This window comes from Alloalcanivorax dieselolei B5 (assembly GCF_000300005.1).
Lineage (GTDB): Bacteria > Pseudomonadota > Gammaproteobacteria > Pseudomonadales > Alcanivoracaceae > Alloalcanivorax > Alloalcanivorax dieselolei.
The window spans coordinates 4,016,939-4,043,143 of the sequence record NC_018691.1 but is presented as its reverse complement, the minus strand read 5'-3'; the positions used below and the strand labels follow the sequence as shown (position 1 = coordinate 4,043,143).

Genomic DNA, 26,205 nt, shown 5'->3' with positions numbered 1-26,205 from the left:
ACATCATTCGGTGACGAATGTCGCAAAGAAGTCATGAAACCGTAGTGACCGGATGAGTGTTTTTTTGCACTGTTCTTGATTCGCGGTAGGGGCTCGTGCCCTTATTGGTTATGGTCACCACGCTGATTGTGCAACGCAAAGGAGTTCGCCATGCCCCAGCTTAACGTCAATGGCCAGGCCAAGGAGGTCGACGTTCCCGACGACATGCCGCTGTTGTGGGTGCTGCGCGACGAACTTGGCATGACCGGTAGCAAATTCGGCTGCGGCATGGCGCTGTGTGGCGCCTGCACCATGCACCTGGACGGAGCGCCTGTCCGCTCTTGTGTCACGCCGGTGTCCGCGGCGGCGGGGCGCGCGATTTCGACCATCGAAGGCATGGCGTCCGACCGTGTCGGCCAGGTGGTGCAACAAGCCTGGATCGAGAACAATGTGGCCCAGTGCGGCTATTGTCAGGCGGGTCAGATCATGACGGCGGTGGGGTTGCTCAAGACCACACCGGCACCCACAGAAGAACAGATTGACGGCGCCATGGGTGGCAATATCTGTCGCTGTGGCACCTATCCGCGTATTCGCGCCGCTATCTTGCAGGCGGCGGATCGTCTGGCGCAAGGAGACGAATAAATGTCCACGACCGTGCAACTCTCCCGGCGCCGTTTCCTCCAGAGCAGCCTGGGAGCACTGACGCTGGCGGTGACGGCGGGTGGTCTGGTTACCATCGTCAGAGCCGCTGATGCCGATGCCAGGAAATACGGTGCCGATTCCATGCCGGGCGGTACGGTGGACGACCCGCTGGTCTTCGTGTCCATCGCCGCGGACGGCATGGTCACCATCGTGGCACACCGTGCCGAGATGGGAACCGGCGTGCGCACCAGCCTGCCAATGGTGGTGGCCGATGAAATGGAGGCCAGCTGGGACCGCGTGCAGGTGGTGCAGGCGGAAGCCAACGAGGCCCGCTATGGCAACCAGAATGTGGACGGCTCCCGTAGCATGCGCCATTTTCTGATGCCGATGCGGCGCGCGGGCGCGGCGGCCCGGCAGATGCTGGAAGCGGCTGCCGCTGCCCGCTGGTCGGTGTCCGTGTCCGAGGTCAAGGCGCTGCGGCATGAAGTGGTTCACCAGAGCTCCGGGCGACGACTGGGCTATGGAGAACTGGCGGCCGACGCGGCCCGGCAACCGGTACCCGGGACGGAGCAGCTCAAACTCAAGGCGCGCGCCGACTATCGCTACATTGGTAAGAACCAGGTACGTCTGGTCGATCTAGAGGCCATCGGCAAGGGCCAGGCCACCTATGGCATGGATATGCGCCTGCCCGGCATGGTCTACGCGGTGGTGGCGCGCCCGCCCGTGGTGGGCGGCAAGCTACGCCGTTTCGACAGTGAGAAAGCGCTGACCGTGCCCGGTGTTCTGAAAGTGGTGGAGATTCCCGCTTTCCAGGGGGCGCCGGCATTTCAGCCGCTGGGCGGCGTCGCCGTGGTGGCACGCAACACCTGGGCGGCGATCAAGGGCCGTGAGGCGCTGGAGATAGAGTGGGACGACGGCCCCAACGGCGGCTACGACTCCGCCGATTTCCGCAAGACACTGGAGGAGGCTTCACGTGCAACGGGTAAAACCATTCGTGATAACGGTGATGCCGTAAGTGTGTGGAACGGTGCGGCCGAGACGGAGCGGTTCGCCGCCGAGTACTACATCCCGCACCTGGCGCATGCGTCAATGGAGCCGCCCGTAGCCACGGTGCAAATTAAGGAAGGCCGCGCCGAGGTCTGGACTTCGGTGCAGAACCCGGCGGCGGCACAACAGGCGGTCGCGGCGCGGCTGAAACTCAAGCCGGAAGACGTCAAAGTCAACGTGCTGCTGCTGGGAGGCGGCTTCGGCCGGAAATCCAAGCCGGACTATGTTGATGAAGCGGCCATCGTGGCCCGGGCCATGCCCGAGGGGACGCCGGTCAAGCTGGTGTGGACCCGCGAAGACGATATCCACCACGACTACCTGCACACCGTCTCGGCGGAACGGCTGGAAGCGGTCATCGACAAGACCGGCAAGGTTCGGTCCTGGCTGCACCGCAGTGCCGCCCCGACCATCGGCTCGCTGTTCGCCGAGAATGCCAAGGGGCAGCAGCTTTTCGAGTTGGCCATGTCGGCCATCAACATGCCTTATCAGATCCCGAATGTGCGGGTCGAAACCGCTGAGGTTGCCGCCCACGCGCGCATCGGCTGGTTCCGCTCGGTGGCCAATATCCCCCATGCCTTCGCGGCGCAGTGTTTCATCGCGGAACTGGCGCACCGTGCCGGCAAGGACCACCGGCAGTTCGCGCTTGATCTGATTGGTCCTGCACGCCAGATCGATCCCGGCGACATGGCGGACACCTGGAACTACACCGAGTCACCGGAACGCTATCCTTACGACACGGGCCGCTTGCGCGGCGTCATTGACGCCGCCTGCCAAGGCGCCAAATGGGGGCGTGAGCTTCCCGAGGGGCATGGCCTGGGTCTGGCCTTCTGTTACAGCTTCATGAGCTACACCGCCACCGTGGTCGAGGTGGCCGTGGACGAGAAGGGCAAGGTACGGGTGCTGGCGGTGGATATGGCCATGGACTGTGGTCCGCAGATCAACCCCGAGCGCATTCGCGCACAGATGGAAGGCGGCGCGGTGATGGGGCTGAGTCTGGCGCTCACCAGTGAGATTACCTTCGAGAAAGGGCATGTGAAGCAGAGCAATTTCCACGACTACCAGGTGCTGCGCCACAATGCTTCGCCGCGGGTGATACGTACTCATCTGGTCAACGATGACCATGATTTGCCGCCCGGCGGCGTGGGTGAGCCGCCGGTGCCGCCCGTGGCCCCGGCACTGTGCAATGCCATCTTCGCCGCCACCGGCAAGCGTGTGCGCGGCCTGCCGGTGGGGACGGTAGCTTGAATACCGCAAGCCGGGCCGCGAATGGACCTGTTTCGGAGCCGGTCTTGAAGGAGAGCCTCTGGGTCAACACATCGCCGGTCCGAACGCTGCGAACCGATGATCCGCTGGAGCTGCTGAAATTCGCGCGGGCCGGTTTCCGCGCAGGCGGTGTGGCAATCGCCATGCTCGTTGACATAAGGGGAGGCGCGGCGCGCGCGCTCGGCTCGCAGGTTGTGGTCACCGAGGAGGGCGAATTCGCCGGGTTCGTTTCCGGTGGCTGTGTGGAAGCGGCCGTCGCGGCCGAGGCGCTTCTCGCCATATCCGAGGGCTGTGATCGCTCCGTGCTCTACGGCGAGGGATCACCATTTTTTGACATCGTGTTGCCCTGCGGAGGCGGCATCACCGTCGCCATTCATGTGCTCAGAGACATCAACGCCATCGATCAGGTTATCGAGTGTCTCGGCAAGCGCTGTCCGGCCGGGCTGGCTTACTCGCCACAGCAGCAATCGTTGAGCTGCGTCGCGCCGCCCGAACAGGCGGGGTGGCACGGCGGCACCTTTGTTTCGGCCTACCGTCCGGCGACGCGGGTGGTGATTTCCGGGCGTGGTATCGAAGCGGAACGCGTTGCTCTGCTGGCGGAATGCTCGGGCTATGACGCCGTCGTTCTCGATCCCTCCCGGGCCTCGGAAGGGCTGGACGGGGTGGCCGATGCCTATAGTGCTATTGTGCTTCTGCATCACGATCTGGATGCGGAACTGCCGTTCCTGGAAAAGGCGCTGAACGCTCCGGGCTTTTACCTCGGCGCCCTGGGCAGTACCCGAACCCATCGCAAACGCATCGAACGTTTGCGCGGCCTCGGTTTCAGTGATGAGGAAGTGGCCCGGATCAAGGCGCCGATTGGCCTGTTCGGGCCGGCAAGAGAAGCGTCTTCCCTGGCCATTTCGGTGCTCGCCGATGTCGCCGCGACGCGCTTGGCGACCTTCGTCTGAATATCGGCAAGGTTGATCGTGCCGGGCGCTGGTGGGGGTCAGTTTTTCAGCACGCCGCCTGCCCGGATGACCGCTTCGGGCGTGTCCACATCGAGAAGTGCGGCGGGGCCGGTTTCCACGTCGATGATCGGCAGTTCCGATCGCTCGACCAATGACCGCGCTCCGCTATCGCCAGACAGATGCCGCATGGCGTCATAAAGCGCCTTGGGGATGATAACGGGGTTGCCCCGTTGCCCGTTGCAGCTGGCGCGCACGATCACATTGCCGCCGTGCTGGCGGAATGACTGGATCAGCCGGTCGATATGATCCGGAGTAATCGCCGGCATGTCCGCCAACATCACCAGAGTGCCGTCCGCTTCCGCGATCGCCTGATGGGAAAACCCACGGGCAAGCGAGCTACCCATGCCAGTGGTGTAGGCGGGGTTGAAGTGCGCTTCCACTTCCAGCCCTTGCAGTTCGGCCTCGATTTGCCGGTGTCGATGTCCGGTGACGACGACGACCGGGCAAAGGCGGGACGACAACAAGGTTTGCGCTGATCGTCTTACCAGCGCACAGCCGTCGAATTCGGCCAACAGTTTATGGTGTCCGCCTGATCCCATGCGGCGGGCCTCACCGGCGGCGAGCAGCAAACCGGCCACCGTCGCCTTCCTGTCTTGCACCGATAGCCCTCTTCTTCAGTATTCAGAGACAAGCTTGATTCCAGCGTTTTCGGGGTCACTGAATCGCGGGTACCAGCACACTGATTGGAACCGCGAAAAGTCGCTCCCCGAAAGGCAGTATGGCATCGCCATCGTAGAACACCACGCCGGCGGCAAAGCGCTCACCAGTGGCATCCTTGAGCCGTTTCAGCCCCTTGAAGTCGCTTTGGGTGATGGTAGCGGCGGCCTTGATCTCGATGCCGGCCAGTTTGCGGCCCTGCTCGATAATGATATCCACCTCCACCTTGTCCTTGTCACGATAGTGACAGAAATGCAGTTCCTGTTCGTGCCAATCAGCCTGTTTACGCAACTCTTGATAGATGAAGGTTTCCAGCATCTGACCGAGCAGGGCCTTGTCCTGCCACAGGTCATGGCGGCTGACGCCAAGCAGGGCACAAGCCAGGCCAGTGTCGGCGAGATGCAGTTTAGGGGTTTTGATCAAGCGGCTCAGACGGTTGTTGTGCCAGGGTTCAAGCTGCTCGATCAGGAAAATCTGTTCCAGTAGTGTCAGGTATTCACGGATGGTGGGGCGGCTGATTGCAAAGGGTGAGGCCAGATCACTGACATTGAACAACCGGGCGGTTTGTGCCGCGGATAGAGTGAGGAGCTTGGGCAGGCTGGCCAGGTTGCGAATGTTTGCCAGCTCGCGGATGTCACGCTGAATCAAGGCTTGGCTGTAGTCCCGGTACCAGGTGTTGCGGCGCTTTTCGGTGCGGCGGGCGATGGCGGCGGGATAACCGCCCTGGCACAGAGTGTCTGCCAGAGATTCTCCAAGGCGGGACAGGTGGAGGTTGCCTGCGTTGAAATCCGCCAAGAACAATTGCGGGAGAAAAGCGGGTCGCTGGCCCCTTATTTCGCACTGGGCCAGCGGGCGCAGGCGTATCACTTCCATTCGCCCGGCAAGGGAATCCGCCAGCTTGGGCAGCAGCAGGACATTGGCGGAGCCGGTCAGGATAAAGCGACCGGGTTGCCGGTTCTTGTCAATGGTGGCCTTGAGGCTGGTAAAGAGTTCCGGAACCCGCTGAATCTCATCGAGAATGACGTTTTCCGGCAGCGTTTGAACAAAGCCCATGGGGTCTGTCTGGGCTGCTTGGTGCTGGTTGTCATCGTCAAAGGTGATGTAGTGATAGCCCAACGCATCACCCGTTTCCCGCGCCAGTGTCGTTTTACCGCACTGGCGAGGGCCATGGATCAGGACGGCGGGAGAGTCCTGCAGGGCTTCGTGTAGCAAAGGAGCCGTGTATCTGGGGTAGTGCATGCCGGCGCTTCTGTTGGGCGGATTGCGTCCAATCGTAAATAAAATGCCGTCCAATTGAAAGTTAATTGGCGTCTATCTGTAAGTTGGGTGCCGTCTGATTGAAGGTTTTCCGTAGGCTGAAAGATTCATGAGCGGAAACCGGAAGGGCGGTTTCCGCCTGACAGCGGGTTACCCTGGTCGCCTGTGGCGTGAGACAAGCAGGATCAGACGTTGAAGCGGAAGTGCACCACGTCGCCGTCCTTGACCACGTACTCCTTGCCTTCCAGGCGCCACTTGCCGGCGTCCTTGGCGCCCTGTTCGCCGTTGTAGGCGACGTAGTCGTCGTAGGCGGTGACCTCGGCGCGGATAAAGCCCTTCTCGAAGTCGGTGTGGATGACACCGGCGGCTTGCGGGGCGGTGGCGCCGACCTTGACGGTCCAGGCGCGTACTTCCTTTTTGCCGGCGGTGAAATAGGTGTGCAGGCCCAGCAGAGTGTAGCCGGCGCGGATCACCCGGTTCAGGCCCGGCTCTTCCATGCCCAGGTCGGCCAGGAAGTCGGCTTTTTCGTCGTCGTCCAGCTCGGCGATTTCCGCTTCGATCTTGGCGCAGATCGGCACTACCGATGCGTTTTCCTTTTCCGCCAGTTCCCGCACCGCGTCCAACAGCGGGTTGTTGTCGAAGCCGTCCTCGTCCACGTTGGCGATGTACATGGTGGGTTTGAGGGTGAGCAGGTTGAGACTGCGTAGCTGCTTGCGTTCGTCGTCGCTCAGTTCAACGGCCCGGGCTGGCTCGCCTTCGTTCAACATCGGCAGCACCTTGTCCAATACCGGCAACAGTGCTTGGGCTTCCTTGTTCTGGCCTTTGGCGGCCTTGGTGGCGCGTTGATGGGCACGCTCCACGGTGTCCAGATCGGCCAGCGCCAGTTCGGTGTTGATGACGCCGATGTCGTCCAGTGGCGACACCTTGCCGGCCACGTGAATCACGTTCTCGTCATCGAAGCAGCGCACCACATGGGCGATGGCGTCGGTTTCGCGAATGTTGGCCAGGAACTGATTGCCCAGGCCTTCACCCTTGGAGGCGCCGGCCACCAGGCCGGCGATGTCGACGAATTCCATGGTGGCCGGCAGCACCCGTTCCGGGTTGACGATGGCGGCCAGCTTGTCCTGCCGTGGATCAGGGATGGGCACCACGCCGGTGTTCGGCTCAATGGTGCAAAAAGGGAAGTTTTCGGCGTCGATGCCCGCCTTGGTCAAGGCGTTGAAAAGAGTGGACTTGCCCACGTTGGGGAGTCCCACGATGCCGCACTGAATACCCATAGCCATACCTCCACGTTCGAGGGCGCAATGCTACTCAAGCCGTCGGCAAAAAGCGACCGTCCCGGCGGGTTGCCAGGGAGCCGGGGCGGCCAGGCGCTGGCGCCGGGAGGGCGGCTGTGGGGCGCCGCTAGACTGGTCGGTCAGAAAACCAAGAGTCTGATGATCATGCGTATCCTTTACCAGTTTCCCATTTCCCATTACTGCGAGAAGAGCCGTTGGCAATTGGAGCACAAGGGGCTGGCCTACGAGACCCGTGACCTGCTGCCCGGGGCGCACTGGCCACGGACCCGCTGGCTGGCCCGGATCGGTACCGTGCCGGTGTTGCGCGACGGTGAGCGCAGGGTGGGGGACTCCACCAAAATTGCCTACTACCTGGAGAAGTATTATCCCGAACGCTCCCTGATTCCCGAGGAGCCGGCCTTGCGTCATCGGGTCATTGAACTGGAGCAGCAGTTCGATCGCCTGGGTGTCCATCTGCGAACCTGGATGTACGGGCATGTGCTGGATCGTCCGGAAACCATGGAGTTGCTGCTGGCGCCGGCGGGAACGGTCCCCTGGCTGACGCGATTGCTGGCGCCGCCATTGCGTGAGGCCATCCGCCGCAAATACGCCATCAATCCGAAATCGGTGGTTTATGCCAGTGAGCGGGTCGAGCACGGTCTGACCCTGGTGGAGACGCTGCTGGTACAAAACGGGGGAGACTATCTGGTGGGGGACCGCCTGACTCTGGCGGACATTACCGCCGCCAGTCTGCTGGCGCCGATGATGGGGATTGCCGGTACCCCTTGGGAAGGGATCGAGGTTTCCAGCCTGCCGGAGCCGGTCCGGCATCAGTTCCAAGTGGTCCGTGAACGCCCTGCCGGGCAATGGGTGAAGGACCGTTACCTGCGTGATAGATAGTGCGGGGCGTGGATCCGGAGGTCAGGCGCGAAAGCCGTTCAGGTGGTTCATGGCGCTGTTCAGGTCGCCGCGCAGCAAATCGGGGGTATACCGCACCGCTTCGTCGATGGCGTGTTCAATAAGCGTACGGTCGGCGGTGGACGGCTTGTTAAGCACATGGGGCGTGACCAGCTGGGCGCTGCCCGGGTGGCCGATGCCGATGCGCAGCCGGTAAAAGTTCCGGTTGTTGCCGTGGCGGCTGATGATGTCCTTGAGGCCATTGTGGCCGCCGTGCCCGCCGCCTTGCTTGAACCGGGCGGTGCCGGGCGGCAGATCCAGTTCATCATGGGCGACCAGGATTTGCTCGGTGGGGATCTTGAAGAAGTTGGCCAGGGCGGAGGTGGACTGGCCGCTGCGGTTCATGAAGGTGGTGGGGACCAGCAGGCGAATGGTTTCGCCCTCGAAAGTAAAAGTACCGGTGACGCCGAAGTACTTCTTCTCCTTGTTGAGGTGAACCCCATGGGCACGGGCCAGCGCGTCCAGGTACCAGACGCCGGCGTTGTGGCGGGTCTGCTCGTATTCCTGCCCCGGGTTGCCGAGGCCGACGATCAGTTGAACCTGTGCCATTTCCTTATCCTGGAATCAAAAAAAACGGGGGCCGAGGCCCCCGTTTCGTCTCGGGCCGATTATTCCTGGCCTTCGCCTTCTTCCGCCTCGCCGCCTTCTTCGGCGTCGTCGCTACCGCCACGCACTTTCGGTTTGTGCACCGCGGCTACCGGCTGGTCGTGGCTCTCGCCGTGGCTCAGCTCCACCAGGGTCACGCCTTTCGGCAGCACCAGATCGGACAGGTGAACCACTTGCTCCAGCGCCACGTCGGCCATGTCCACTTCGATGAATTCCGGCAGGTCCTGCGGCAGACAGCTGACCTGAACCTCGGACACATTATGGTGGATTTCACCGCCTTCCTTCTTCACGCCGACGCTGGTTTCTTCGTTAATGAAGTGCAGCGGAACGGTCATGGTGATGGCATGGCTGGTGTCCACGCGCAGAAAGTCAGCGTGGATCGGGAAGCCGCTGGACGGGTGGCGCTGCAGGTCACGCAGTACCGCCTGTTGCTCTTTGCCTTCCAGTTTCAGGGTCAGCACGTGGCTGTAGAAGGCTTCGTTTTCCAGGGCTTTGCGCAGCTCGCGCATTTCCAGTGACAACATGGCGGGTTCGGCGGTACCGCCGTAGAGAACGGCGGGAACCCGGTCTTGCAGACGACGCAGGCGGCGGCTCGCACCTTTCCCCTTGTCGCTGCGTGCTTCAGCGTTCAGTACAAACTCATTGCTCATGAGTGTTCTCCAGTAAAGCTCCACGGCACCCCGCGACCAGGCGCACCGGGAGGGATCAGTCGAATAAAACCGGCAATGGGCCGGAAGGGGGCGGATTATGCCGGAAAAGGCCGCCGGACGCCAGATGCCCCGGCCCGCAACGAAAAAGGCCGCCCCATGGGGCGGCCTCTTGAACCGGCCCCAAAAAAGTAGACACCTTCATTAACGAGGAAGGTGTATGCAATTTCGCAGCAAGCGTCGGTTTAGTGACGCGTTCAAACGCGAGGCCGTTGAGGCCTCGCTGTCCAGCCCACAGACACAAAGACAGATCGCTGCCAAACTAGGGGTTCATCCGACCTTACTGAGCCGCTGGCGGCAGGAGTGGATTGTGGGTAAGTCATCCTCCAAGAAACCGGTCCGTAATGCGGGCCCGACCAAGAGCCTTGAGGAGCTGGAGCGGGAAAATGCCCGCCTGAAGAAACAGCTGAAACGGGCGGAGATGGAGAGGGACATCCTAAAAAAGGCGGACGAGTACTTCGCCAAGCTCCAGAAATGAGGTTTGCCTTCATTGACGGGCACCGTGACCGCTGGCCAGTGACGGTGTTGTGCGAAGTACTCGACGTATCTCGGGCGGGGTATTACCGGTGGTGCCACGCCCCCTGCCGGCCCAGCGCCCGGCGCCAACGGTGGCGGACCTTGCAGACGTTCCTGCTGGAGCAGGCGAAACAACAGGATGGGGTGCCGGGTTACCGCAAGCTGTGGTTGGATGCGCAGGCGGCAGGCTTTGCCTGCGGCAAGAATCAGGTTCAACGGCTGCTACGGGCCTGCGGATACCGTTCTAGCGTGGCGACGAAACCGGGGCATCGGCGCCCCAGCAGCGGGTTGCCAGTGCTACCGAACCTGCTGAACCGTCAGTTCAATGTAGCTCACCCCAACCAGGTGTGGGTGTCGGATATTACCCAACTGCCGTGTCAGGAGGGTTGGCTGTATGTGGCGGTGATCTTGGACCTGTGCACCCGTCAGGTGGTGGGTCGAGCGCTGGGGCGGGTCAACGACTCGGGCCTGGTGCTGCGTGCTCTGGAGCAGGCCTGGGCGTGCCGTCAGCCTCGAGGAAAAGACCTGCTGTTCCACTCGGATCAGGGCGTCCAATACCGCAACGAGGCGGTGATGGGCTGGCTCAATGACCGGGATGTCACGATCAGCATGTCGCGCCCGGGCAACTGCTGGGATAACGCCTGTGCGGAGAGCTTCTTCGCCTTGTTGAAGAAGGAGTGGACGAAGCGTCTAGGGTTGATCGGCCGGGACGAAATGGCCGATGAAATCCAGTACTATACGGACCACTTCTACCCCAAAGTACGGCGCCACATGACGTTGGGAGGGCTCACCCCCAACGACTATGCGGCTACTTTATAATCGGTGTCTACTTAAATGGGGCCAGTCCATCTCTTTATCTTTTCGCTGTCAACTGCCCACTATCAACTGTCGACTGCCTTCACACCAGCTCCAGGCGGTCGAACATGGCGGACAGGGACTCCTCGTTGTTCACCCGGCGTACCGTTTCAGCCAGGATCGGCGCCAGGCTGAGCACGCGGATGTTGGGGCAGGCTTCGCCTTCCGGGGACAGCGGGATGCTGTCGGTGACCACCAGCTGATCCAGCGGGCTGTTGCGGATATTGTCGATGGCCGGGCCGGACAGCACCGCGTGGGTGCAGTAAGCGTAGACCTTGGCGGCGCCGTGGTCTTTCAGGGCCTGGGCCGCCTTGCACAAGGTGCCGGCGGTATCGACGATATCGTCCACCAGGATGCAGGTGCGGCCTTCGACTTCACCGATGATGTGCATGACCTGGGATTCATTGGCTTTCGGGCGACGTTTGTCGATGATCGCCAGATCCAGGTCATTGAGCTGCTTGGCCAGGGCACGGGCGCGAACCACACCGCCCACGTCCGGGCTCACCACCATGGCGTCGTCGTACTTCTGGCGCTCGATATCGGCCACGAACAGCGGTGTGGCGTAGACGTTGTCCACGGGGATATCGAAGAAGCCTTGAATCTGGTCGGCGTGCAGGTCCACCGTCACCACCCGGTCGATGCCCACCGCGGTGATCATGTCGGCCACCACCTTGGCGGTGATCGGCACCCGCGCGGAGCGCACCCGGCGGTCCTGACGGGCATAACCGAAGTAGGGCATGACGGCGGTGATGCGGCCGGCGGAGGAGCGGCGCAATGCATCCGCCATCACCAGCACTTCCATCAGGTTGTTATTGGTGGGGTTGCAGGTGGACTGGACGATGAACACGTCCTTGCCGCGTACATTCTCCTGGATATCCACCGCGACTTCGCCGTCGCTGAAGGTGCCGACTTCGGCATCACCCAGGGGAAGGCTGAGGTGTTTGGCCATGGCGTCGGCCAGAACCGGGTTGGCGTTACCGGAAAAGATGACGAGTTTGGACACTGGCGTCCCCTAGGATGTTGAAAGTACCGTTTTGAAGTACTACAGGAAAGATGGCTGGGGTACCAGGACTCGAACCTGGGAATGACGGGATCAAAACCCGTTGCCTTACCAACTTGGCGATACCCCAACACTAACTTGCTCAGGACGTTCCTGAATTCTGTCTGGCCCGAAGCGTTGCCAGTGCCTCCCGGAGTGGGGAGATTTGTTTGCTTCGCGCCACAAAACCTGTCCAGTGCTGTGGCAACCTCGGCAGTAATTGCCGGGCTGCTTGCTCACCGGCGAGGCGTGCGAAACAGCAGGCGCCGGTGCCGGTCATACGGGCGTTGCCCGCTTCTCGCTGGAGCCAGTCCAGGGCTTCCGCTATGGGCGGAAAGTGCCGTTTGGCCACGCTTTCACAGTCGTTTTGCAGACTGTCCAAGGTGCCCCTGTCCAGCGAGGCCGGTACTTTAATGGGGGGGGTGTGCCTTGTCAATTCCTTGTCGCTGAAAATTCGAGCGGTCGGAACGGCAATGCCGGGGTGCACCACCAGAAACCATTCCTCGGGCATGAACACCGGGGTCAGGCGCTCGCCGACGCCTTCCGCCCAGGCGCTGTGGCCGGCCACGAACACCGGCACATCGGCACCCAGTTTCAGCCCCAGGGTGATTAATTCCGCCTCTTCCAGGTTCAGATCCCAAAGCAGGTTCAGGCCACACAGGGTGGTGGCCGCGTCGGAGGAGCCGCCGCCGACACCGCCCCCGGTTGGCAGTCGTTTTTGCAAGCGCAGGCGCGCGCCCTGGCGGCAGCCGGTGTGCTCCTGCAGAAGCCGGGCGGCCCGCAATACCAGATTGCCGTCATCCACGGGCAAATCGGGATCGTCGCACTGGAGGTCGAGATGAGAGTGCGGTTCAAAGTGGAGACGATCGCCATGGTCCAGCATCACGAACAGGGTTTGCAGCTCGTGGTAGCCGTCCTCCCGGCGTCCGGTGATATGCAAAAACAGATTCAGTTTGGCCGGAGCCGGCAGTTCGAAGGCGGTCACGGCAGCGGGCGCCAGTCGCGGATCAACAAAGTGAATCGGTTGCCGTCCTGCTCCGCCTTGATGCGGTGGGGCAGAGTGACCCGGCCCACCGGCTGATAACGGTCGAATTGCAACTGCCAGCCGAGCTGATTCAGGGTGATCAGATTGCCGGCTTGATCGCGGTCGCTTTGCGCCGGCGCGCCCGGCCAGACCAGGCCGCGGCTCCAGTACTCCAGCGCCGATACCGGCAGCCAGAATCCGGTCAGATGCCAGGCCAGCTCCCCGGGGGTGCGGGCCTGCCATTCGCCCTTGGCGGTGCGCAGATGGGCCAGCCCCGGGTCCCAGCGCAGTTCGGCACTACCGAAACCCAGAGGGCCGGAAAACCGGATCTCGCCCTGGCGCGGCGTCTGATGCCAGTCAAAGGTGGCGGAGCCGCCGTCGGCGTCGGTGCGGTAGCCCAGTTTGCCGGACATGCGCCACTTCAGAATCTGGTCGGGACGGGTGAAATCAGTGCTGACCGGCTGCTGCTGACAGGCGGCCAGCAGCAAGGCCAGAGCCACGGCGAGGACGCGCATCATAATGACACTCCCAGGCGTTGCAGGGTGTCATGCAGCAGTTCGCTCTCCGGGTCGTTGGCGAGGGCGTCGCGCCAGACGGTGCGGGCTTTGTTGCGCTGACCGAGATTCCACAACACCTCGCCCAGATGGGCGGCGACCTCGGCGTCCGGATACTGGGCGTAGGCCCGCTGCAGATAATCCAACGCCTGTTGGGGGCGTCCCAGCCGGAACAGCACCCAGCCCATGGAGTCGAGAATAGCGGGATGGTCCGGCTCCTGTTCCAGGGCCTGGCGGATCATGTCGTGGGCCTGATCCAGATTGATGCCCAGATCCGCCCAGGTGTAGCCCAGGGCATTGAGGGCATCGGTATTGTCCGGACGCAGAGCCAGCACCTTGCGCAGATCGCCGGTGGCCTGGTCCCAGTCCTTGAGCAGCGTGGCGGTCATGGCGCGGGCGTACAGCAGATCGGGATCATCGGGCTGTTCACCGACCGCTTCATCCAGCAGGGCCATGGCCCCGGGCACGTCACCGGTGTCGGTGCGGATCTCCGCCTCGGTAACGTACAGCAGCGAAGTGTGGGCCGGGTGCTGTTGCAGCAGACTGGTCATCAGGGCGTGGCCCTTGGCGGTCTGGCCGCGTTCGTACATCAGCCGTACCGCCTGCACCCGGGCGGGTAGAGTCTGTGGGCCCTGCACCTGCATATAAAGGTCGATGGCCTGGCTTGGCACGCCCTGCTGTTCCGCCGCCTGAGCCAGCTGCATGCGCACCTCATCTGGACGGTAACCCTGATCCAGCAAGGCCTGGAGCCGCTCCTGTGCCACCTCGGCGGCGCCGGATTCCAGTGCCATCAGGGCCAGGGAATACTGCAGGTCCAGGTCGTCGGGGTCCTGGGCGGCGAGAATCTCCAGTTGCTCCTCGGCGCGTTCGTGCTCGCCATCGGCCAGCAGCACACGAATATAGGCCAGGCGGTAACGGCGTTGCTCCGGTGCTTTTTTGACGATCTTGCGCAGATGCCGCTGGGCCCGCTTTTGCTGGCCCATGTCATGCCAGAGTTGGGCCTTGAGCAGCAGAGCTTCGTCATGATCCGGGTTGAGCTTGAGGGTTTTGTCGGTGGCCTCCATGGCCCCTTCCAGATCGCCTTGCTCACGCCGCTCCAGGGCCCGCGCGTACCACAGCGGGGCATGTTCCGGATAATGGTCGGCCAGGCTGGACAGGGCATGCAGTAATTCCCGATTGCCCTGCTGGTCCAGGTTCTGAGCCTCCGCCACCAGCGGTACCAGGGCTTCGGTGCCGTGATGGGCCACCAATTGGTCCACATGTGCTGCGGCGGCGTCGCCGTCACCGAGTTGGATGTCGGCCAGGGCGGCCAGGCGCAGCGCGTCAGGGTCTTGCGGGGAATGCCGCAGCCATTGGCTGGATAGCGCCCGGGCCTGCTCGAAGTGGCCGAGATAGGCGGCCAGCTGGGTGGCCTGGCCAAGCACCCTGGGGTCGCCGGTACGCTCCGCCACCGGGGCATAGTAATCCAGGGTCAAATCCAGCGCCTGGCGCTGGGCGGCGGTCTCCGCCACCAGTAGATCACCGATGTCGGCGCCGTCGTACTCGATCGGCCGGGTGGGGGGGGCGGGCTCGGCGGTGGCGGCGGGAGCCTCGACCCGAGGGGCCGGACTGGCGCAACCGCCAAGTAAGAAACTGGCGATCAGTGGCGGGATCGCGGCAAAAAACGGCGAACGTGGTTTCATCGAACTCGCTGTCACGGCACGGGTGAGCGGCTATCATGGCACAGACATTTGCGTCACCCAAGGGGCCTCTCCTCGGGTTTCCCGCTACTGATCCTGGGCTTGGTGGCGCGGTGGTGTATAGACTATAAACAGGCTCTCATTGTTTCCACGGGCGCTTTCGCGCAAAATGCGTGGCCCTTGCGCGTGTAGCTAACCCAGGCCGGGTCGTCATCACTTTTATGAATCTCTTCGCAGTCGGGGTCAATCACACCACCGCGGACGTGGAGTTGCGCGAGCAACTGGCGTTTTCAGCGGATCAGGCCGACCAGGTGCTGGCCGTCTTGCGTGATGAGCTGCCCGGCGTTCGCGAAGCGGCGCTATTGTCCACCTGTAATCGCACCGAACTTTATTGCCTGGTGGACGGCCCCATCCCCGATTTCAGCGACTGGCTGGCCCGTGCCCGGCGCATGTCCTCGCAGCGGCTGCGTGATGTGGTCTATCAGTATCGGGACGAGCAGGCGCTGGAACATATGATGCGTGTGGCCGGCGGGCTCGATTCCCTGGTATTGGGTGAACCCCAGATTCTCGGGCAGATGCGTGAGGCCTATGCCCGTGCCCATGAGGCCGGCCTGCTTAACAGTGAACTGGGGCGCGTGTTCCAGGACGTTTTCTCGGTGGCCAAACGGATTCGCACCGAAACCGGTATTGGCGCCAACCCGGTGTCGGTGGCCTATGCCGCGGTCTCCTTCGCCCGGCACATTTTCTCCGACCTGAAGCAGAGCCGGGCGTTGTTGATCGGCGCCGGGGAAATGATCCAACTGGTGGCCCGGCATCTGCATGAGCAGCAGGTGCGGGAGATCGTCATTGCCAACCGGACACTGGAACGGGCCAGTGAACTGGCGGCCGAAGTGGCGGGACGCGCCATCGGTCTGGAAGAATTACCGGTGGCGCTGGAGCACGCGGACATCGTCATTTCCTGCACCGCTTCGCCACTGCCGGTGCTGGGCAAGGGCACGGTGGAACGGGCGCTGAAACGGCGCCGGCACCGCCCCATGTTCATGGTGGACATTGCCGTGCCCCGGGATATTGAGCCGGAAGTGGGTAAATTGGACGACGTCTATTTATATACGGTGGATCATCTTCAGGAAGCCATCGAGGAAAATGTGCGCGCCCGTCAGGAAGCGGCGCGCGAGGCCGGTGAACTGATCCGCGAGGCGGTGCACCGTCATCGTCGTTCGCGCCGTGAGCAACGCGCCGCTGGTGTGTTGCGCGATTACCGGCAACAGCGTGGGATGCTGGCGGACCAGGAACTGGAACGCGCATTGTCGCAGTTGCAGAACGGCGCCGATCCGGAGGACGTATTACGCCGCTTCAAGCACAACCTGGTCAACAAATGGCTGCACCAGCCCAGCGTGTCACTGCGGCGGATGGCCGCCGAAGGTCGCGTGGAGGATCTGCGTACCGCCCGGGAACTGCTGCTCGGCGACGAGCCCGACCAGACCTGACGCCGCGTCGCCCGATCCCTCTTTTTCAACATCGGAAACCTCTATGAAAGCTTCGCTGAGCGCCAAGCTCGAGAAATTGACGGAACGTTTCGAGGAATTGAGCGGCTTGCTGTCCGATCCGGACGTCATCGCCGAGCAGAAACGCTTCCGTGCCTATTCCAAGGAATACGCGGAGCTGGAACCGGTGGTGCAGGGATTCCGGGAATATCGAACCACCCAGGAGAACCTGGAAACCGCCCGTGCGCTCACCGAGGACAGCGACCCGGAAATGCGTGCCATGGGCCAGGAAGAAGTGCGCGAGGCGCAGGCGCGTCTGGAGCAACTGGAGAGCGACCTGCAACGGGCCATGCTGCCCAAGGACCCCCGCGATAACGCCGGGGTTTACCTGGAAATCCGCGCCGGCACCGGCGGTGATGAAGCGGCTTTGTTCGCCGGCGATCTGTTTCGCATGTACTCCCGCTACGCCGACCAGCGTGGCTGGAAAGTGGAAACAGTAAGCGCCAGCGAGGGCGAACACGGCGGCTATAAGGAGGTGATCGCGCGGGTGATGGGCGACGGCGTCTATTCCCGCCTCAAGTTCGAATCCGGTGCCCATCGGGTGCAACGTGTCCCCGCCACCGAATCCCAGGGTCGTATCCATACTTCCGCCTGTACCGTGGCGGTGATGGCGGAGGCCGAGGAGGCCGGTGATATCGAGATCCGCAACGAGGATTTGCGCATCGACACTTACCGTTCCTCCGGCGCCGGCGGCCAGCACGTCAACACTACCGACTCGGCGGTACGGATCACCCACTTGCCCACCGGGGTGGTGGTGGAATGCCAGGACGAACGCAGTCAGCACAAGAACAAGGCCAAGGCCATGTCCCTGCTGAAAGCACGTTTGCTGGACGCCCGTGAAAGCGCCTCCCAGGCGGAACAGGCCGCCCAGCGCAAGTCTCTGGTGGGGTCCGGTGACCGCTCCGAGCGTATCCGCACCTATAATTTCCCCCAGGGCCGCCTCACCGATCACCGCATCAACCTGACCCTGTACCGTCTCAACGAAATCGTCGCCGGTGACATGGACGAAGTGCTGGACGCGCTGCTCGCCGAACATCAGGCGGAACAACTGGCGGCGTTGGCGGGCGCCGGCGGCGTGGAGTAACCGGTGCGCATCGACCAGGCGTTGCGAGAGGCCCGTTCCCGTTTGCGGGCCTCGCCCAGTGCGGCGCTGGATGCCGAGTGTCTGCTGGCCCATGTGCTGGCCCAATCCCGCACCTATCTGTTCACCTGGCCGGAACGGACCCTGAACGAATCCCAGCAGCGGCGCTTCCTGGAACTGCTGGCTCGCCGCGAAGCCGGTGAGCCGGTGGCTTATCTGGTCGGTGAGCGGGAGTTCTATGGGCGGTTGTTCAAGGTTACCCCGGATACTCTGATCCCACGTCCGGACACCGAAACCCTGATTGACGCCGTACTGGAACGGCTGCCGGAATCGCCGTTGCGGGCGGTGGATCTGGGCACGGGCACCGGCGCCATCGGCATTACTCTGGCGTTGGAAAGGCCGGCCTGGTCAGTGTTGCTGGTGGATATCAGCGATGCTGCCCTGCGGATGGCGAAGGACAATGCCCGGGTTCTGGGCGCGGAAGTCGCGGTCGTCGGCGGAACCTGGCTGGCGGCGCTGCCAGGCCCGTTTGAGCTGATCGTATCCAATCCGCCTTATGTCGATCCCGAAGACCCGCATCTGGGGCAAGGCGATGTCCGCCATGAACCGCGTACCGCGTTGGTGGCGGCGGAACGGGGGCTGGCGGATATTCGCGTGCTTGCCGATCAGGCCATAACGCGTCTTGTGGAAGGCGGTTGGCTGGTGCTGGAGCATGGTTATGATCAGGGGGAGGCGGTGCGCACCCTGTTGACGGAGCGGGGGTATCGTGAAGTGGAGACGCTCCGCGATCTGGGAGGGCAGGATCGCGTTACTCTTGGCCATCGGTAAGTGGGGCCGGCGATAAGCGGAGACATCATGTTCAACGACGACCAGTTAATGCGCTACAGCCGTCAACTGCTGCTGGCGGACTTCGATCTGGACGGTCAGGAGGCGTTGAGCCGCGCCCGGGTGCTGCTGGTGGGATGCGGCGGTCTGGCCAATCCGGCGGCGCTGTATCTGGCCGGCGCCGGTGTCGGCGGTTTGCTGCTGGTGGATGACGACCGCGTGGAAGTCTCCAATCTGCATCGTCAGGTGGCTTTCCGCGCTGACCAGGTGGGAGAGCACAAGGCCCTTGCCCTGGCGGCGCAATTGCGTTCGCTGAATCCTGATGTGCCGGTTACCCCCGTGGTGGCCCGTGTCGATGCCGCCTGGCTTGATCAACAACTGCCGGAAGTGGATCTGGTGTTGGATTGCACCGACAACTTTGCTACCCGGCAAGCGGTCAACGCCGCCTGCGTGCGTCATCGCAAACCGCTGGTGAGCGGCGCCGCGATTCGTCTGGAAGGACAAATCGCCGCTTTCGATCTGCGGCAAACCGACAGCCCCTGCTACGCCTGTTTGTTTGGTGACGGTACCGAGGGCGATTTGCTGTGCAGTGAGGCGGGAATCCTGGGACCGGTGGTGGGTACCGTGGGCACCCTGCAGGCACTGCTGGCCATGCATTTGCTTACCGGCAAGCCGGTGGATCCGCAACTTCACGTCTTCGATGGCCGTGCCCTGAGCTGGCGGCAATTGGCACCGCGCAAGGACCCGCATTGTCCGGTGTGCGGCGATCCCGTCGCCGGGGAAGACGGATGACAGGCTCCGGAGACATGGATTGGCGTTGTTTTCGCGGCCAAGGCCGCTTCCCACGGCGGGAACTGCAACGTCACCGTGGGAAGCGGCCTTGGCCGTAAATAGAACGGTCGCTTAACGACTACGGGTCAGAGCACCTTTGTCGGAAAGGCACACAACGGGCTGCCGGAGCAGTTTTCCGCGGTGACGAACAGTAGCCGCTCACCGGTGGGATCGTTGACCGGATCATGGCTGACAAAGGTCACGAAGCCGAAGAAGTAGATGCCTTCCGCGCCTTTGGCATTGGCATCCGCCACCACTTCCGCATAGGTGTCCGCCGACGGCGTCAGCTCATAACTGAAAGTGGCCTGGCTGGTGGTGTCCTTGATATAGAAGTTGGCGAATTCCTCAGCGCCATTGGTGTTGACGAACGCAAAGGGATAAAGCCAGAGGTAACCCTGATTGCCTTGCTCGGAGATGGCGGTGAGGAACTCTTCTTCGGTTTCTTCAAAGTCGGCTGGCGTCGAGCGGTAGTTGTAACGTGCCGTGCCGTTGACGGCACGTTGCCACAGGTAACCGGCATTGCCGCTGCTGTCCCTGATGGGGCCCAGCAGCAGATAGCCTTCATCACCCAGGTCATTGGCCGCGGCAATGAGAGCGTCGGCGCTGGTTGCAAGGCCCGGGGTCACCTTGGTTTCGTAGGTGGTGTTGGCGCCTTGCTGGCGCATGTAGACGGTCTGAGTGGTGCTGTCGCCATACAGATTGACATAAGGCGCGTTCAGGGCAAAACCCGCCTGGCCTTGGACATTGGCCTCGGTCTCGAACTGGCTCAGCGTGGGCTGTTGCGGATTGATCCGATACTCGTAGGTGGTTTCCTGATAGCGGCCGAACAGCAGCCCCTCCTCATCCACGTTGGAACCCAGAATCACCGGTCCCAGGAACACATAACCTTCGGCGCCCATATTGATGATTTGCGTGTCGGTGAACTGAGTCCCGGGCAGGAATTCGTAATGGTATGTGCTGGCGCCGCCATCACCACCGCCGTCACCATCTCCCCCACCATTGTCGCCGCCACCATTATCACCGCCGCTGCTGCTTCCTCCACCGCCACCGCAGGCGGCCAGGGTGATGGAAAACAACGTAACGAAAAGGAATGTGAAGGTACGTTTGAACATAACAGCGTCCTTGTTAATGCATCTTTGAATTGGCAATCAGTCGTCGTTCTTGCCGATGGAAGTCATGTCATCCTTGGTGTCCTGGACCGCCTGGCCGGTATCCTGCACGGACTTCACCGTGCCTTGCACGGTGTTGGTGGCCTTGTCGGAGGTTTCCTGCACCTTGTTGATGGCGTTGGAGGTCTTGTCCAGGGCGTCGTTCATTTTGTCGAGAAAGCCGGCCTGGGCATTCACGGACAAAGCCAGTGCACAGGCGGCGGAGGAGGCGATAACCAGGGCTTTAAGTGTCATTGTCGGTCTCCGTACTGTTAACCGTTGTTCATTGAAGAAATCCGGAGTGGCCATGCCCTCCGGACAACTGGAAAAAATAGGCATCGACGTGGAGAACCCGTACCGATTTCGACGCCGGGTGTCGTAAAATGGGGACAGCAACGTCGGACTGCTTTGCCATGGCTCTTGGGGAAGGGAGCACGCGTATCGATGTGCTCCCGGCGCAGCTTCCAGAGTGTTGGCCCCGGGTGAATGAAAGCTATCGCCGGTGCCCGGTCTGAACCACCCTACCGTGGTAGGGTTTTCAGCCGTCGCCAATGACCTAGGATGGAACGGCGAATGAATGAGGACGCAGGGCTTCACGGGAAACCGGAAGAAAGGAAGGGAAACATCGAGTATGCCCTGGTGGTGGATGACCACCCTTTGGTGGTGCGTGGTGTCGCGGAATATCTGATCTCACACTGCGGTTACCGTTCGGTGCACAGCGTCGCGGATGGCGACGCCTGTATGGCGTTGATCGCCGATAACGGAGCGCCCAGCCTGGTCATTATCGATTTCTGGCTCGCCGATGGTGCGGCGCCGCCTCTGGTAAAGGCATTATCCGATCATTGCCCCGCAACCCGGCTGTTGGTCATGAGCGGTGACGATGGTGTTGGTATCGATGCCCAGGCACGGGACGCCGGCGCTCACGGTTTCATTCATAAGAATGAATCGCCGGAGACGTTTGCCCGGGCCGTGAAGGCGTTGCGCCGGGGGAAAACCTGGTTCTCGGATGCGGACCCGGCATCAGCGGCGATACTCCGGTCCCGTCGGGAACTGCTGATCAGTCCGGCGGATCTGGGGTTGACCCGGCGCCAGGGCGAGGTGTTGGCGATGATGCTTAAGGGATTGCCTAATAAGCGGATTGCCATGGCGCTCAATGTCACCGAGCAAACGGTCAAGGAGCATGTGTCGTCCATCCTGCAGAAACTCGGCGCCAGTAATCGGGTGGAAGCGATCGCGTTACTGCATGGGCGACGTCTGCGGCTATGAACACCCCGCCTGCCAGAGGGAATGTGGTGACACCGTCCATGACCGATTTGAGTGCTGACGGGCGCGCCCGGTTATTGGATATCACTCGTGTCAGGCTGTTTTACAGCGCCTCGGTAACGCCGTTCGCGGGCATGGCCTTCATCGTCTGGTTCTATCTTCTCGGGCAGGATATTTCCTGGCTGCTTGTGGAGCTGGCCGTGTACTTGCTGGGCGTCTGGACGTTGTTCGTTCTGCGTCGGCGTTACCTGGCGGACAGAGCATCCCTTGATAGTGAGAAGGTGCTTGAAAAATGGCTGCCGGTGGTCAAGCGCATCGCTGTTCTGCATGGCTTCGGGCTGGCTTTGGTGGTGTTGCTGACGGCGGGCAAGGTGACTTTTGAATTTGCCGCCGTATTGCACATCACCTTCGCCGGCACCATCGCCGCCAACGCAACGCATCAGACGCCGGTGTGGGGCGTGTTCCTGCGCTTTTTCCTGTGTTGCTGGGTACCGGTGGTTTTAATGATGCCCTGGACGGTTCCCGAGCATTGGCATTTCGTGTTGCCGATGGCGGTGCTGTTCGGTATCGCCATGTATCGTCATGGCGTGACCTCCCACCGTTTCTTCGTGCAACAGATCAAACTGGAAGAAGACAGTGCTGCTTTGGCGAAGCGTTTCCGCGACGCCAAAGAAGAAGCGGAGCAGGCCCTGCAGGACAAGAACCGGTTTCTTACCACCGCCAGTCATGATCTGCGCCAGCCGGTGCATGCCATGGGCTTTCTGATTCAGGCCATCGCGCATCGCAATCGCGATGAAACGCTCAAGGATCCGATCCGGGATTTGCAACAGAGCGTGCGTTCGGTGGATCTGATGTTCAACTCGCTGCTGGACCTTTCCAAGATGGAAACCGGCGCGGTGACCGCGCAACGCACGCCGGTGTTGTTGGACGCCATCGTCGAGGATGTGGCGACCACGTTTCGCGAGGAAGCCAACAGCCGTGGCCTGGATCTGCGTATCCGCATTGCCCGAAAAGAGGCGGTGGTGCTGGGCGACGCCAGTCTGATTCGCCGCTGTTTGATCAATCTCACTCACAATGCTCTGCGTTATACCCCCCAAGGCGGTGTGTTGCTGTCGGTACGCCACCGTCAGGGGAACTGGCTGCTGGAAGTATGGGATACCGGAATCGGTGTGGCGCTGGAGGAACAAAAGAGTATTTACACCCAGTTCTATCGCAATGCCTATTCCTGGGGAATCGACAGCGCCGGCCATGGCCTCGGACTGGCGATGGTGGCGCGCAGTGCCAAAATAATGGGCGCTGGCTATGGTCTGAACTCCGTGGAGGGGCGCGGATCCCGATTCTGGTTGTCGTTGCCGGCCATAAAGCAACTGAAAACCGGTCATACGGTATCGGGTAATGCCATGCGCTTGTCGTTGACCCGGCTCGTGCCGCTGAGCGGGAGTTGCCTGGTTATCGACGACGATCCTCTGGTGACCAAAGCCTGGCAGAGCCTGATGGAGGCCTGGGGCGTGGAGGTCCGCTGTGTCGCTTCCGGTGCCGAGGCGCATGAGCTGTTGCGGGGAGGGTTTCAACCGCAGGCGATTCTTTGCGACCAAAGGTTGCGCTCCGGAGAAAGCGGTTTCGAAGTTTTCCAGGCATTGCTGGAGGCATGCCCGGAATCCGGCGGCGCCATGGTCAGCGGTGAATTTCACTCCCCTGTACTGGAGCAGGCGGAACGGGACGGCTATCTGGTGTTGCGTAAACCTCTGCAGCCGCCGCAACTGCACGCCGTACTGTCGCAATGGCTGGAACCCGGAGAGGCGGCCAGCGAAAGCGATCGTTCCGAGTCAGCCGGATAGGGCCACCACACGATGATTGAGCCGGGTGATTTGCCGCGCCATGTCGGTCATCAGCCTTTGAATCAGGGTGGGATGGGCCCGGATCAGTTGATGGAACTGGCTGCCGGGCACCCGCACCGCGGAACAGCGGGTGCGCGCCCGTACCGTGGCGCTGCGTGAGGCGCCGGTAAGCACCGCGATGGCGCCCAGCACCTCGCCCTCGCCGACCTGACCTACGGCCACATCATCCACCAGCACATCCGCTTCGCCTTCGAATAAGTGATAGACGTCAGTGGCATGCTCCCCCTGACGGATCAGCACCTCTCCGGGTTGAAAGTAGACGAAGGCGGAGTGAGCGTGATGATCCTCACCGGCCCTGGCCGCCAGCATGTGCAGCAACAAGCGCTCCCTCAGATTCCGTAGGCGCTCCCATAAAGCCGCGAGATGGGGTTCTTTTCGCAACCTCTGAAGCACCGTCTTCCAGGGGTAGGCTGCCAGCAGAACGGCGCTGTCCGCCTTGTAGCTCAGTTCCGTATCCTGTGGCAGCACATCCCCTTCATCACACAGGAACAGGGGGCTTTCGCCGTGACGGGCCACCACCATGCCGCCACGTACCACATGCAGACATTCTTCATGGAGCGGCAGCCTGTCCGCCGGAGGCTGAGGGCGAGGGGTGGCCAGATCCGCCAGGGCCACGGTCAGTTCACTGCCCAGTCGCTTGTAGTCCCGTGCCAGCGCGGCAAAGCCGGGAAGAGGGTCGCCAAGTGTCATCATGGTGTTCTGTCGTCCGCGGTAGCCGAAAAGTAACGTGTCGTTGACCAAGCAGGGGGCGTGCCATTCCCCGGCGTCTTTAATCATGGCCTCTGGGCGTTATCGAGAGACGTGAACGCAGGCACAATATTGTGCAAAGTGACAAAAAAAGTCAGGGAGGAGTGCTGTGGGATACTGGATCCGCATAATGACAGTGGTGTTATTGGCCGCCCTGGGCCTGCTGGGGTTGGGGTTGATTGTATTGGGGATGATGACAATGGAGGATTGTCCCTCTCGTTCCGACTGTCTGGCCTGGCGCATGCTGGGCGTCATCATCTGGTTGCCGACATCACTGATGTTTCTGGGTTGTGCCGTGTGGCTATGGCGCTGGCCGTCCTGGTGGGCGTTGACTCCGCTACTGTTGCCGTTGTTGCTGATTGTCGCCTTTGTAACAGGCTGATCCTTCACCAGCGCGGTGAGGCCATTCGCCGCAAGGTGTCGTCATGGTCGATGAAATGATGCCAAAGGGCGCCGGCCACATGGATGGCCACCAGCGTTAAAAGCACATACCACAGCAGGTCCTTGTGCAACCAGGCCAGGGTTTCGGCTATTCCCGCATTGGGTGTCAGTAGTTGCGGCAAGGGGCCAAGTCCGAAAATCACGGTGGGTTTGTCAGCGAATTGACGCATCAGAAAGCCCAATATGGGCATGGCGATCACGGATAGATAGAGCCCAAGATGTACCAGTTGAGACAGCCGGTGCTGCCAAGGCGCACCAATAAACGGTGGTGTGGAATGATGAACTCGCAGGTACAGTCGGAAAAGCATCAGGATCAGCACGGTGGCACCAAAGGAAACATGCAGCATCACCCAGCGGTCGCGCCATGGGTTGCCCTTTTCCACAAACTCGTGTAACTCCACGGAGGCCCACACCATCACCAGAAGAATGGCTACCAGCCAGTGCACCCCTTTGAGGGTACGGTGCCAACCAGTGTTCGTTGCCATGCTCGTCTCCCGTGAGGATGAAACAGAAGTGTCTTTTGAATCCAACAAGGGTGGTTTGATTTATATCAATGAATCTTATATCACCGGGCTATGCCATGGAGTTGATCATGTATAAAAGCCGTGTCGATAACCCTCTCACCGTACATCTTGGGCATGAGGAGTTGGTGATCCGCCGTCGTTATGAAACGCTCAGTATCGCCAATGATTTCCTTATCGCCATTTGGTTTCTACTGGGCAGTATCTTTTTTCTATATCCCAGCATGGAAACACCGGCAGCGTGGTTGTTCGTGGTGGGTAGCTTCCAGTTCTTGATCCGGCCCACGATCCGTCTGTGCGGGCATATTCACTTGCAACGTTTGCCGAGCAGTCAATGGGAAGAGTGAGATAAAGATTGACCTTTCATGCCGACGGGATCCGGCCCGGTCAGGTACGATGGGCCTGATATACGGAACTGAGAACCAGGGAGCAAGGATGTGATGGGAAGAATACGGCTGCTTTTCTCGGTAATAGCGCTTTTGAGCTCTCCAGTTCAGGCCACCCAGCCACCTCCTTGGGGAGGTGAATGGCCAGTTTGTGACCGGCTGGAAATGAGTTTCTTTATTATTGCTTCGCTACGCTACGAGGACGGCCAGCCGCTGGAACGGGTGTTGGCGGAGCTGGATACAGAGAATACGGAAACGCCGGCAGAGAAGAAGCTGTTCGAGAAGATGGTCCGCCGGGTTTATGAATTGCCCGCCGATCCCGAAGATCTGACCGAAGAAGGCGAAGGCGTGACCGTGGAGGACCTGGTCGGTGACATCCTGGACGAATGTGGGCAACAATTCCCGTAACACCTGAAGAGACAGGGTGAGAGGCCCGAAGGGCGGAAATGGA

The 26,205-nt window shown here is 61.6% G+C and carries 27 protein-coding genes and 1 tRNA gene; 14 read left to right on the top strand and 14 right to left on the bottom strand.

Annotated elements, in window-relative coordinates:
• Positions 1 to 150: 150 nt before the first annotated feature.
• From B5T_RS17985 to B5T_RS17975, 3 genes are read left to right on the top strand one after another with little or no spacing between them, the layout of a single operon-like run.
• The gene (locus tag B5T_RS17985) at positions 151 to 621 is read left to right on the top strand and encodes a (2Fe-2S)-binding protein (protein WP_014995965.1); all 471 of its coding nucleotides are present in this window, start codon (positions 151 to 153) and stop codon (positions 619 to 621) included.
• Entirely contained in the window at positions 622 to 2,913 is a 2,292-nt protein-coding gene (locus tag B5T_RS17980) for a xanthine dehydrogenase family protein molybdopterin-binding subunit (RefSeq protein WP_014995964.1), read from the top strand.
• A 44-nt stretch (positions 2,914 to 2,957) separates the two neighbouring features.
• Positions 2,958 to 3,881, top strand: coding sequence for an XdhC family protein (locus tag B5T_RS17975; protein ID WP_041717109.1), 924 nt, complete (start codon positions 2,958 to 2,960; stop codon positions 3,879 to 3,881).
• A 38-nt stretch (positions 3,882 to 3,919) separates the two neighbouring features.
• Here B5T_RS17975 and B5T_RS17970 read toward each other — a convergent pair whose 3' ends face one another.
• From B5T_RS17970 to ychF, 3 genes are all read right to left on the bottom strand, one after another.
• On the bottom strand, positions 3,920 to 4,540 hold the full coding sequence (locus tag B5T_RS17970) for a nucleotidyltransferase family protein (RefSeq protein WP_081586918.1): 621 nt from the start codon (positions 4,538 to 4,540) through the stop codon (positions 3,920 to 3,922).
• A 55-nt stretch (positions 4,541 to 4,595) separates the two neighbouring features.
• A complete protein-coding gene (locus B5T_RS17965) occupies positions 4,596 to 5,837 on the bottom strand; it encodes an ATP-binding protein (protein ID WP_041717108.1) in 1,242 nt (413 codons plus the stop codon).
• Positions 5,838 to 6,040: 203 nt separating this feature from the next.
• On the bottom strand, positions 6,041 to 7,132 hold the full coding sequence (ychF, locus tag B5T_RS17960) for a redox-regulated ATPase YchF (RefSeq protein ID WP_014995960.1): 1,092 nt from the start codon (positions 7,130 to 7,132) through the stop codon (positions 6,041 to 6,043).
• Between the two features lie 27 nt (positions 7,133 to 7,159).
• Between ychF and B5T_RS17955 the strand changes: the two genes are divergently transcribed.
• Positions 7,160 to 8,032, top strand: coding sequence for a glutathione S-transferase family protein (locus tag B5T_RS17955; protein ID WP_014995959.1), 873 nt, complete (start codon positions 7,160 to 7,162; stop codon positions 8,030 to 8,032).
• Positions 8,033 to 8,053: 21 nt separating this feature from the next.
• On the opposite strand, the gene pth is transcribed toward B5T_RS17955, so the two are convergent.
• Together pth and B5T_RS17945 are read right to left on the bottom strand one after the other, a co-directional pair.
• Positions 8,054 to 8,638: an aminoacyl-tRNA hydrolase gene (pth, locus tag B5T_RS17950; RefSeq protein WP_014995958.1), complete on the bottom strand. Its 585-nt coding sequence runs from the start codon at positions 8,636 to 8,638 to the stop codon at positions 8,054 to 8,056.
• A 59-nt stretch (positions 8,639 to 8,697) separates the two neighbouring features.
• Positions 8,698 to 9,345, bottom strand: coding sequence for a 50S ribosomal protein L25/general stress protein Ctc (locus tag B5T_RS17945; RefSeq protein ID WP_014995957.1), 648 nt, complete (start codon positions 9,343 to 9,345; stop codon positions 8,698 to 8,700).
• A gap of 217 nt (positions 9,346 to 9,562) precedes the next feature.
• On the opposite strand from B5T_RS17945, the gene B5T_RS17935 reads away from it, so the two are divergent.
• A protein-coding gene (locus B5T_RS17935; protein WP_085942833.1) for an IS3 family transposase occupies positions 9,563 to 10,737 on the top strand; the annotation gives its coding sequence in 2 pieces (ribosomal slippage) (positions 9,563 to 9,854 and positions 9,854 to 10,737; 1,176 coding nt in all).
• Positions 10,738 to 10,816: 79 nt separating this feature from the next.
• Here the strand turns inward: B5T_RS17935 and B5T_RS17930 are convergent.
• The 5 genes from B5T_RS17930 to B5T_RS17910 form a co-directional block, all read right to left on the bottom strand.
• Entirely contained in the window at positions 10,817 to 11,776 is a 960-nt protein-coding gene (locus B5T_RS17930; RefSeq protein WP_014995956.1) for a ribose-phosphate pyrophosphokinase, read from the bottom strand.
• Between the two features lie 51 nt (positions 11,777 to 11,827).
• Positions 11,828 to 11,903, bottom strand: a tRNA-Gln gene (locus B5T_RS17925).
• Positions 11,904 to 11,915: 12 nt separating this feature from the next.
• A complete protein-coding gene (ispE, locus tag B5T_RS17920; RefSeq protein WP_014995955.1) occupies positions 11,916 to 12,797 on the bottom strand; it encodes a 4-(cytidine 5'-diphospho)-2-C-methyl-D-erythritol kinase in 882 nt (293 codons plus the stop codon).
• Entirely contained in the window at positions 12,794 to 13,354 is a 561-nt protein-coding gene (gene lolB / locus B5T_RS23690) for a lipoprotein insertase outer membrane protein LolB (RefSeq protein WP_014995954.1), read from the bottom strand. The genes ispE and lolB overlap by 4 nt, the downstream gene beginning before the upstream one ends.
• Positions 13,351 to 15,072, bottom strand: coding sequence for a tetratricopeptide repeat protein (locus B5T_RS17910; protein ID WP_014995953.1), 1,722 nt, complete (start codon positions 15,070 to 15,072; stop codon positions 13,351 to 13,353). Before B5T_RS17910 ends, lolB begins: the two co-directional genes overlap by 4 nt.
• 218 nt (positions 15,073 to 15,290) lie before the next feature.
• Here B5T_RS17910 and hemA point away from each other — a divergent pair, with 218 nt between their 5' ends.
• The 4 genes from hemA to B5T_RS17890 are packed head-to-tail and all read left to right on the top strand — an operon-like array spanning position 15,291 to position 19,311.
• Positions 15,291 to 16,556: a glutamyl-tRNA reductase gene (hemA, locus tag B5T_RS17905; protein ID WP_014995952.1), complete on the top strand. Its 1,266-nt coding sequence runs from the start codon at positions 15,291 to 15,293 to the stop codon at positions 16,554 to 16,556.
• A 43-nt stretch (positions 16,557 to 16,599) separates the two neighbouring features.
• Positions 16,600 to 17,697, top strand: a complete 1,098-nt coding sequence (gene prfA / locus B5T_RS17900) for a peptide chain release factor 1 (RefSeq protein WP_014995951.1) — start codon at positions 16,600 to 16,602, stop codon at positions 17,695 to 17,697.
• A gap of 3 nt (positions 17,698 to 17,700) precedes the next feature.
• Positions 17,701 to 18,522: a peptide chain release factor N(5)-glutamine methyltransferase gene (prmC, locus tag B5T_RS17895; RefSeq protein ID WP_014995950.1), complete on the top strand. Its 822-nt coding sequence runs from the start codon at positions 17,701 to 17,703 to the stop codon at positions 18,520 to 18,522.
• A 27-nt stretch (positions 18,523 to 18,549) separates the two neighbouring features.
• Positions 18,550 to 19,311 (top strand): HesA/MoeB/ThiF family protein, encoded by a 762-nt coding sequence (locus B5T_RS17890; RefSeq protein WP_014995949.1) that lies wholly within the window; start codon positions 18,550 to 18,552, stop codon positions 19,309 to 19,311.
• Positions 19,312 to 19,436: 125 nt separating this feature from the next.
• Here the strand turns inward: B5T_RS17890 and B5T_RS17885 are convergent, their stop codons facing one another.
• The gene (locus B5T_RS17885) at positions 19,437 to 20,462 is read right to left on the bottom strand and encodes a hypothetical protein (protein WP_014995948.1); all 1,026 of its coding nucleotides are present in this window, start codon (positions 20,460 to 20,462) and stop codon (positions 19,437 to 19,439) included.
• Between the two features lie 36 nt (positions 20,463 to 20,498).
• Positions 20,499 to 20,753, bottom strand: a complete 255-nt coding sequence (locus B5T_RS17880) for a hypothetical protein (RefSeq protein ID WP_041717106.1) — start codon at positions 20,751 to 20,753, stop codon at positions 20,499 to 20,501.
• 318 nt (positions 20,754 to 21,071) lie between these two features.
• Between B5T_RS17880 and B5T_RS17875 the strand changes: the two genes are divergently transcribed.
• A complete protein-coding gene (locus B5T_RS17875; RefSeq protein WP_014995946.1) occupies positions 21,072 to 21,764 on the top strand; it encodes a LuxR C-terminal-related transcriptional regulator in 693 nt (230 codons plus the stop codon).
• Positions 21,765 to 21,802: 38 nt separating this feature from the next.
• The gene (locus tag B5T_RS17870) at positions 21,803 to 23,599 is read left to right on the top strand and encodes a hybrid sensor histidine kinase/response regulator (RefSeq protein WP_041717105.1); all 1,797 of its coding nucleotides are present in this window, start codon (positions 21,803 to 21,805) and stop codon (positions 23,597 to 23,599) included.
• Here the strand turns inward: B5T_RS17870 and B5T_RS17865 are convergent.
• The gene (locus B5T_RS17865) at positions 23,588 to 24,352 is read right to left on the bottom strand and encodes a Crp/Fnr family transcriptional regulator (RefSeq protein ID WP_041717726.1); all 765 of its coding nucleotides are present in this window, start codon (positions 24,350 to 24,352) and stop codon (positions 23,588 to 23,590) included. The genes B5T_RS17870 and B5T_RS17865 overlap by 12 nt on opposite strands.
• Positions 24,353 to 24,536: 184 nt before the next feature.
• On the opposite strand from B5T_RS17865, the gene B5T_RS17860 reads away from it, so the two are divergent.
• Positions 24,537 to 24,788 (top strand): hypothetical protein, encoded by a 252-nt coding sequence (locus B5T_RS17860; RefSeq protein ID WP_014995943.1) that lies wholly within the window; start codon positions 24,537 to 24,539, stop codon positions 24,786 to 24,788.
• A 4-nt stretch (positions 24,789 to 24,792) separates the two neighbouring features.
• Here the strand turns inward: B5T_RS17860 and B5T_RS17855 are convergent, their stop codons facing one another.
• Positions 24,793 to 25,332 (bottom strand): cytochrome b, encoded by a 540-nt coding sequence (locus B5T_RS17855; RefSeq protein WP_014995942.1) that lies wholly within the window; start codon positions 25,330 to 25,332, stop codon positions 24,793 to 24,795.
• 107 nt (positions 25,333 to 25,439) lie between these two features.
• Here B5T_RS17855 and B5T_RS17850 point away from each other — a divergent pair, with 107 nt between their 5' ends.
• Positions 25,440 to 25,715, top strand: coding sequence for a YrhK family protein (locus B5T_RS17850; RefSeq protein WP_014995941.1), 276 nt, complete (start codon positions 25,440 to 25,442; stop codon positions 25,713 to 25,715).
• A 204-nt stretch (positions 25,716 to 25,919) separates the two neighbouring features.
• The gene (locus tag B5T_RS17845; RefSeq protein WP_014995940.1) at positions 25,920 to 26,162 is read left to right on the top strand and encodes a hypothetical protein; all 243 of its coding nucleotides are present in this window, start codon (positions 25,920 to 25,922) and stop codon (positions 26,160 to 26,162) included.
• The last annotated feature ends 43 nt before the right edge of the window (positions 26,163 to 26,205 follow it).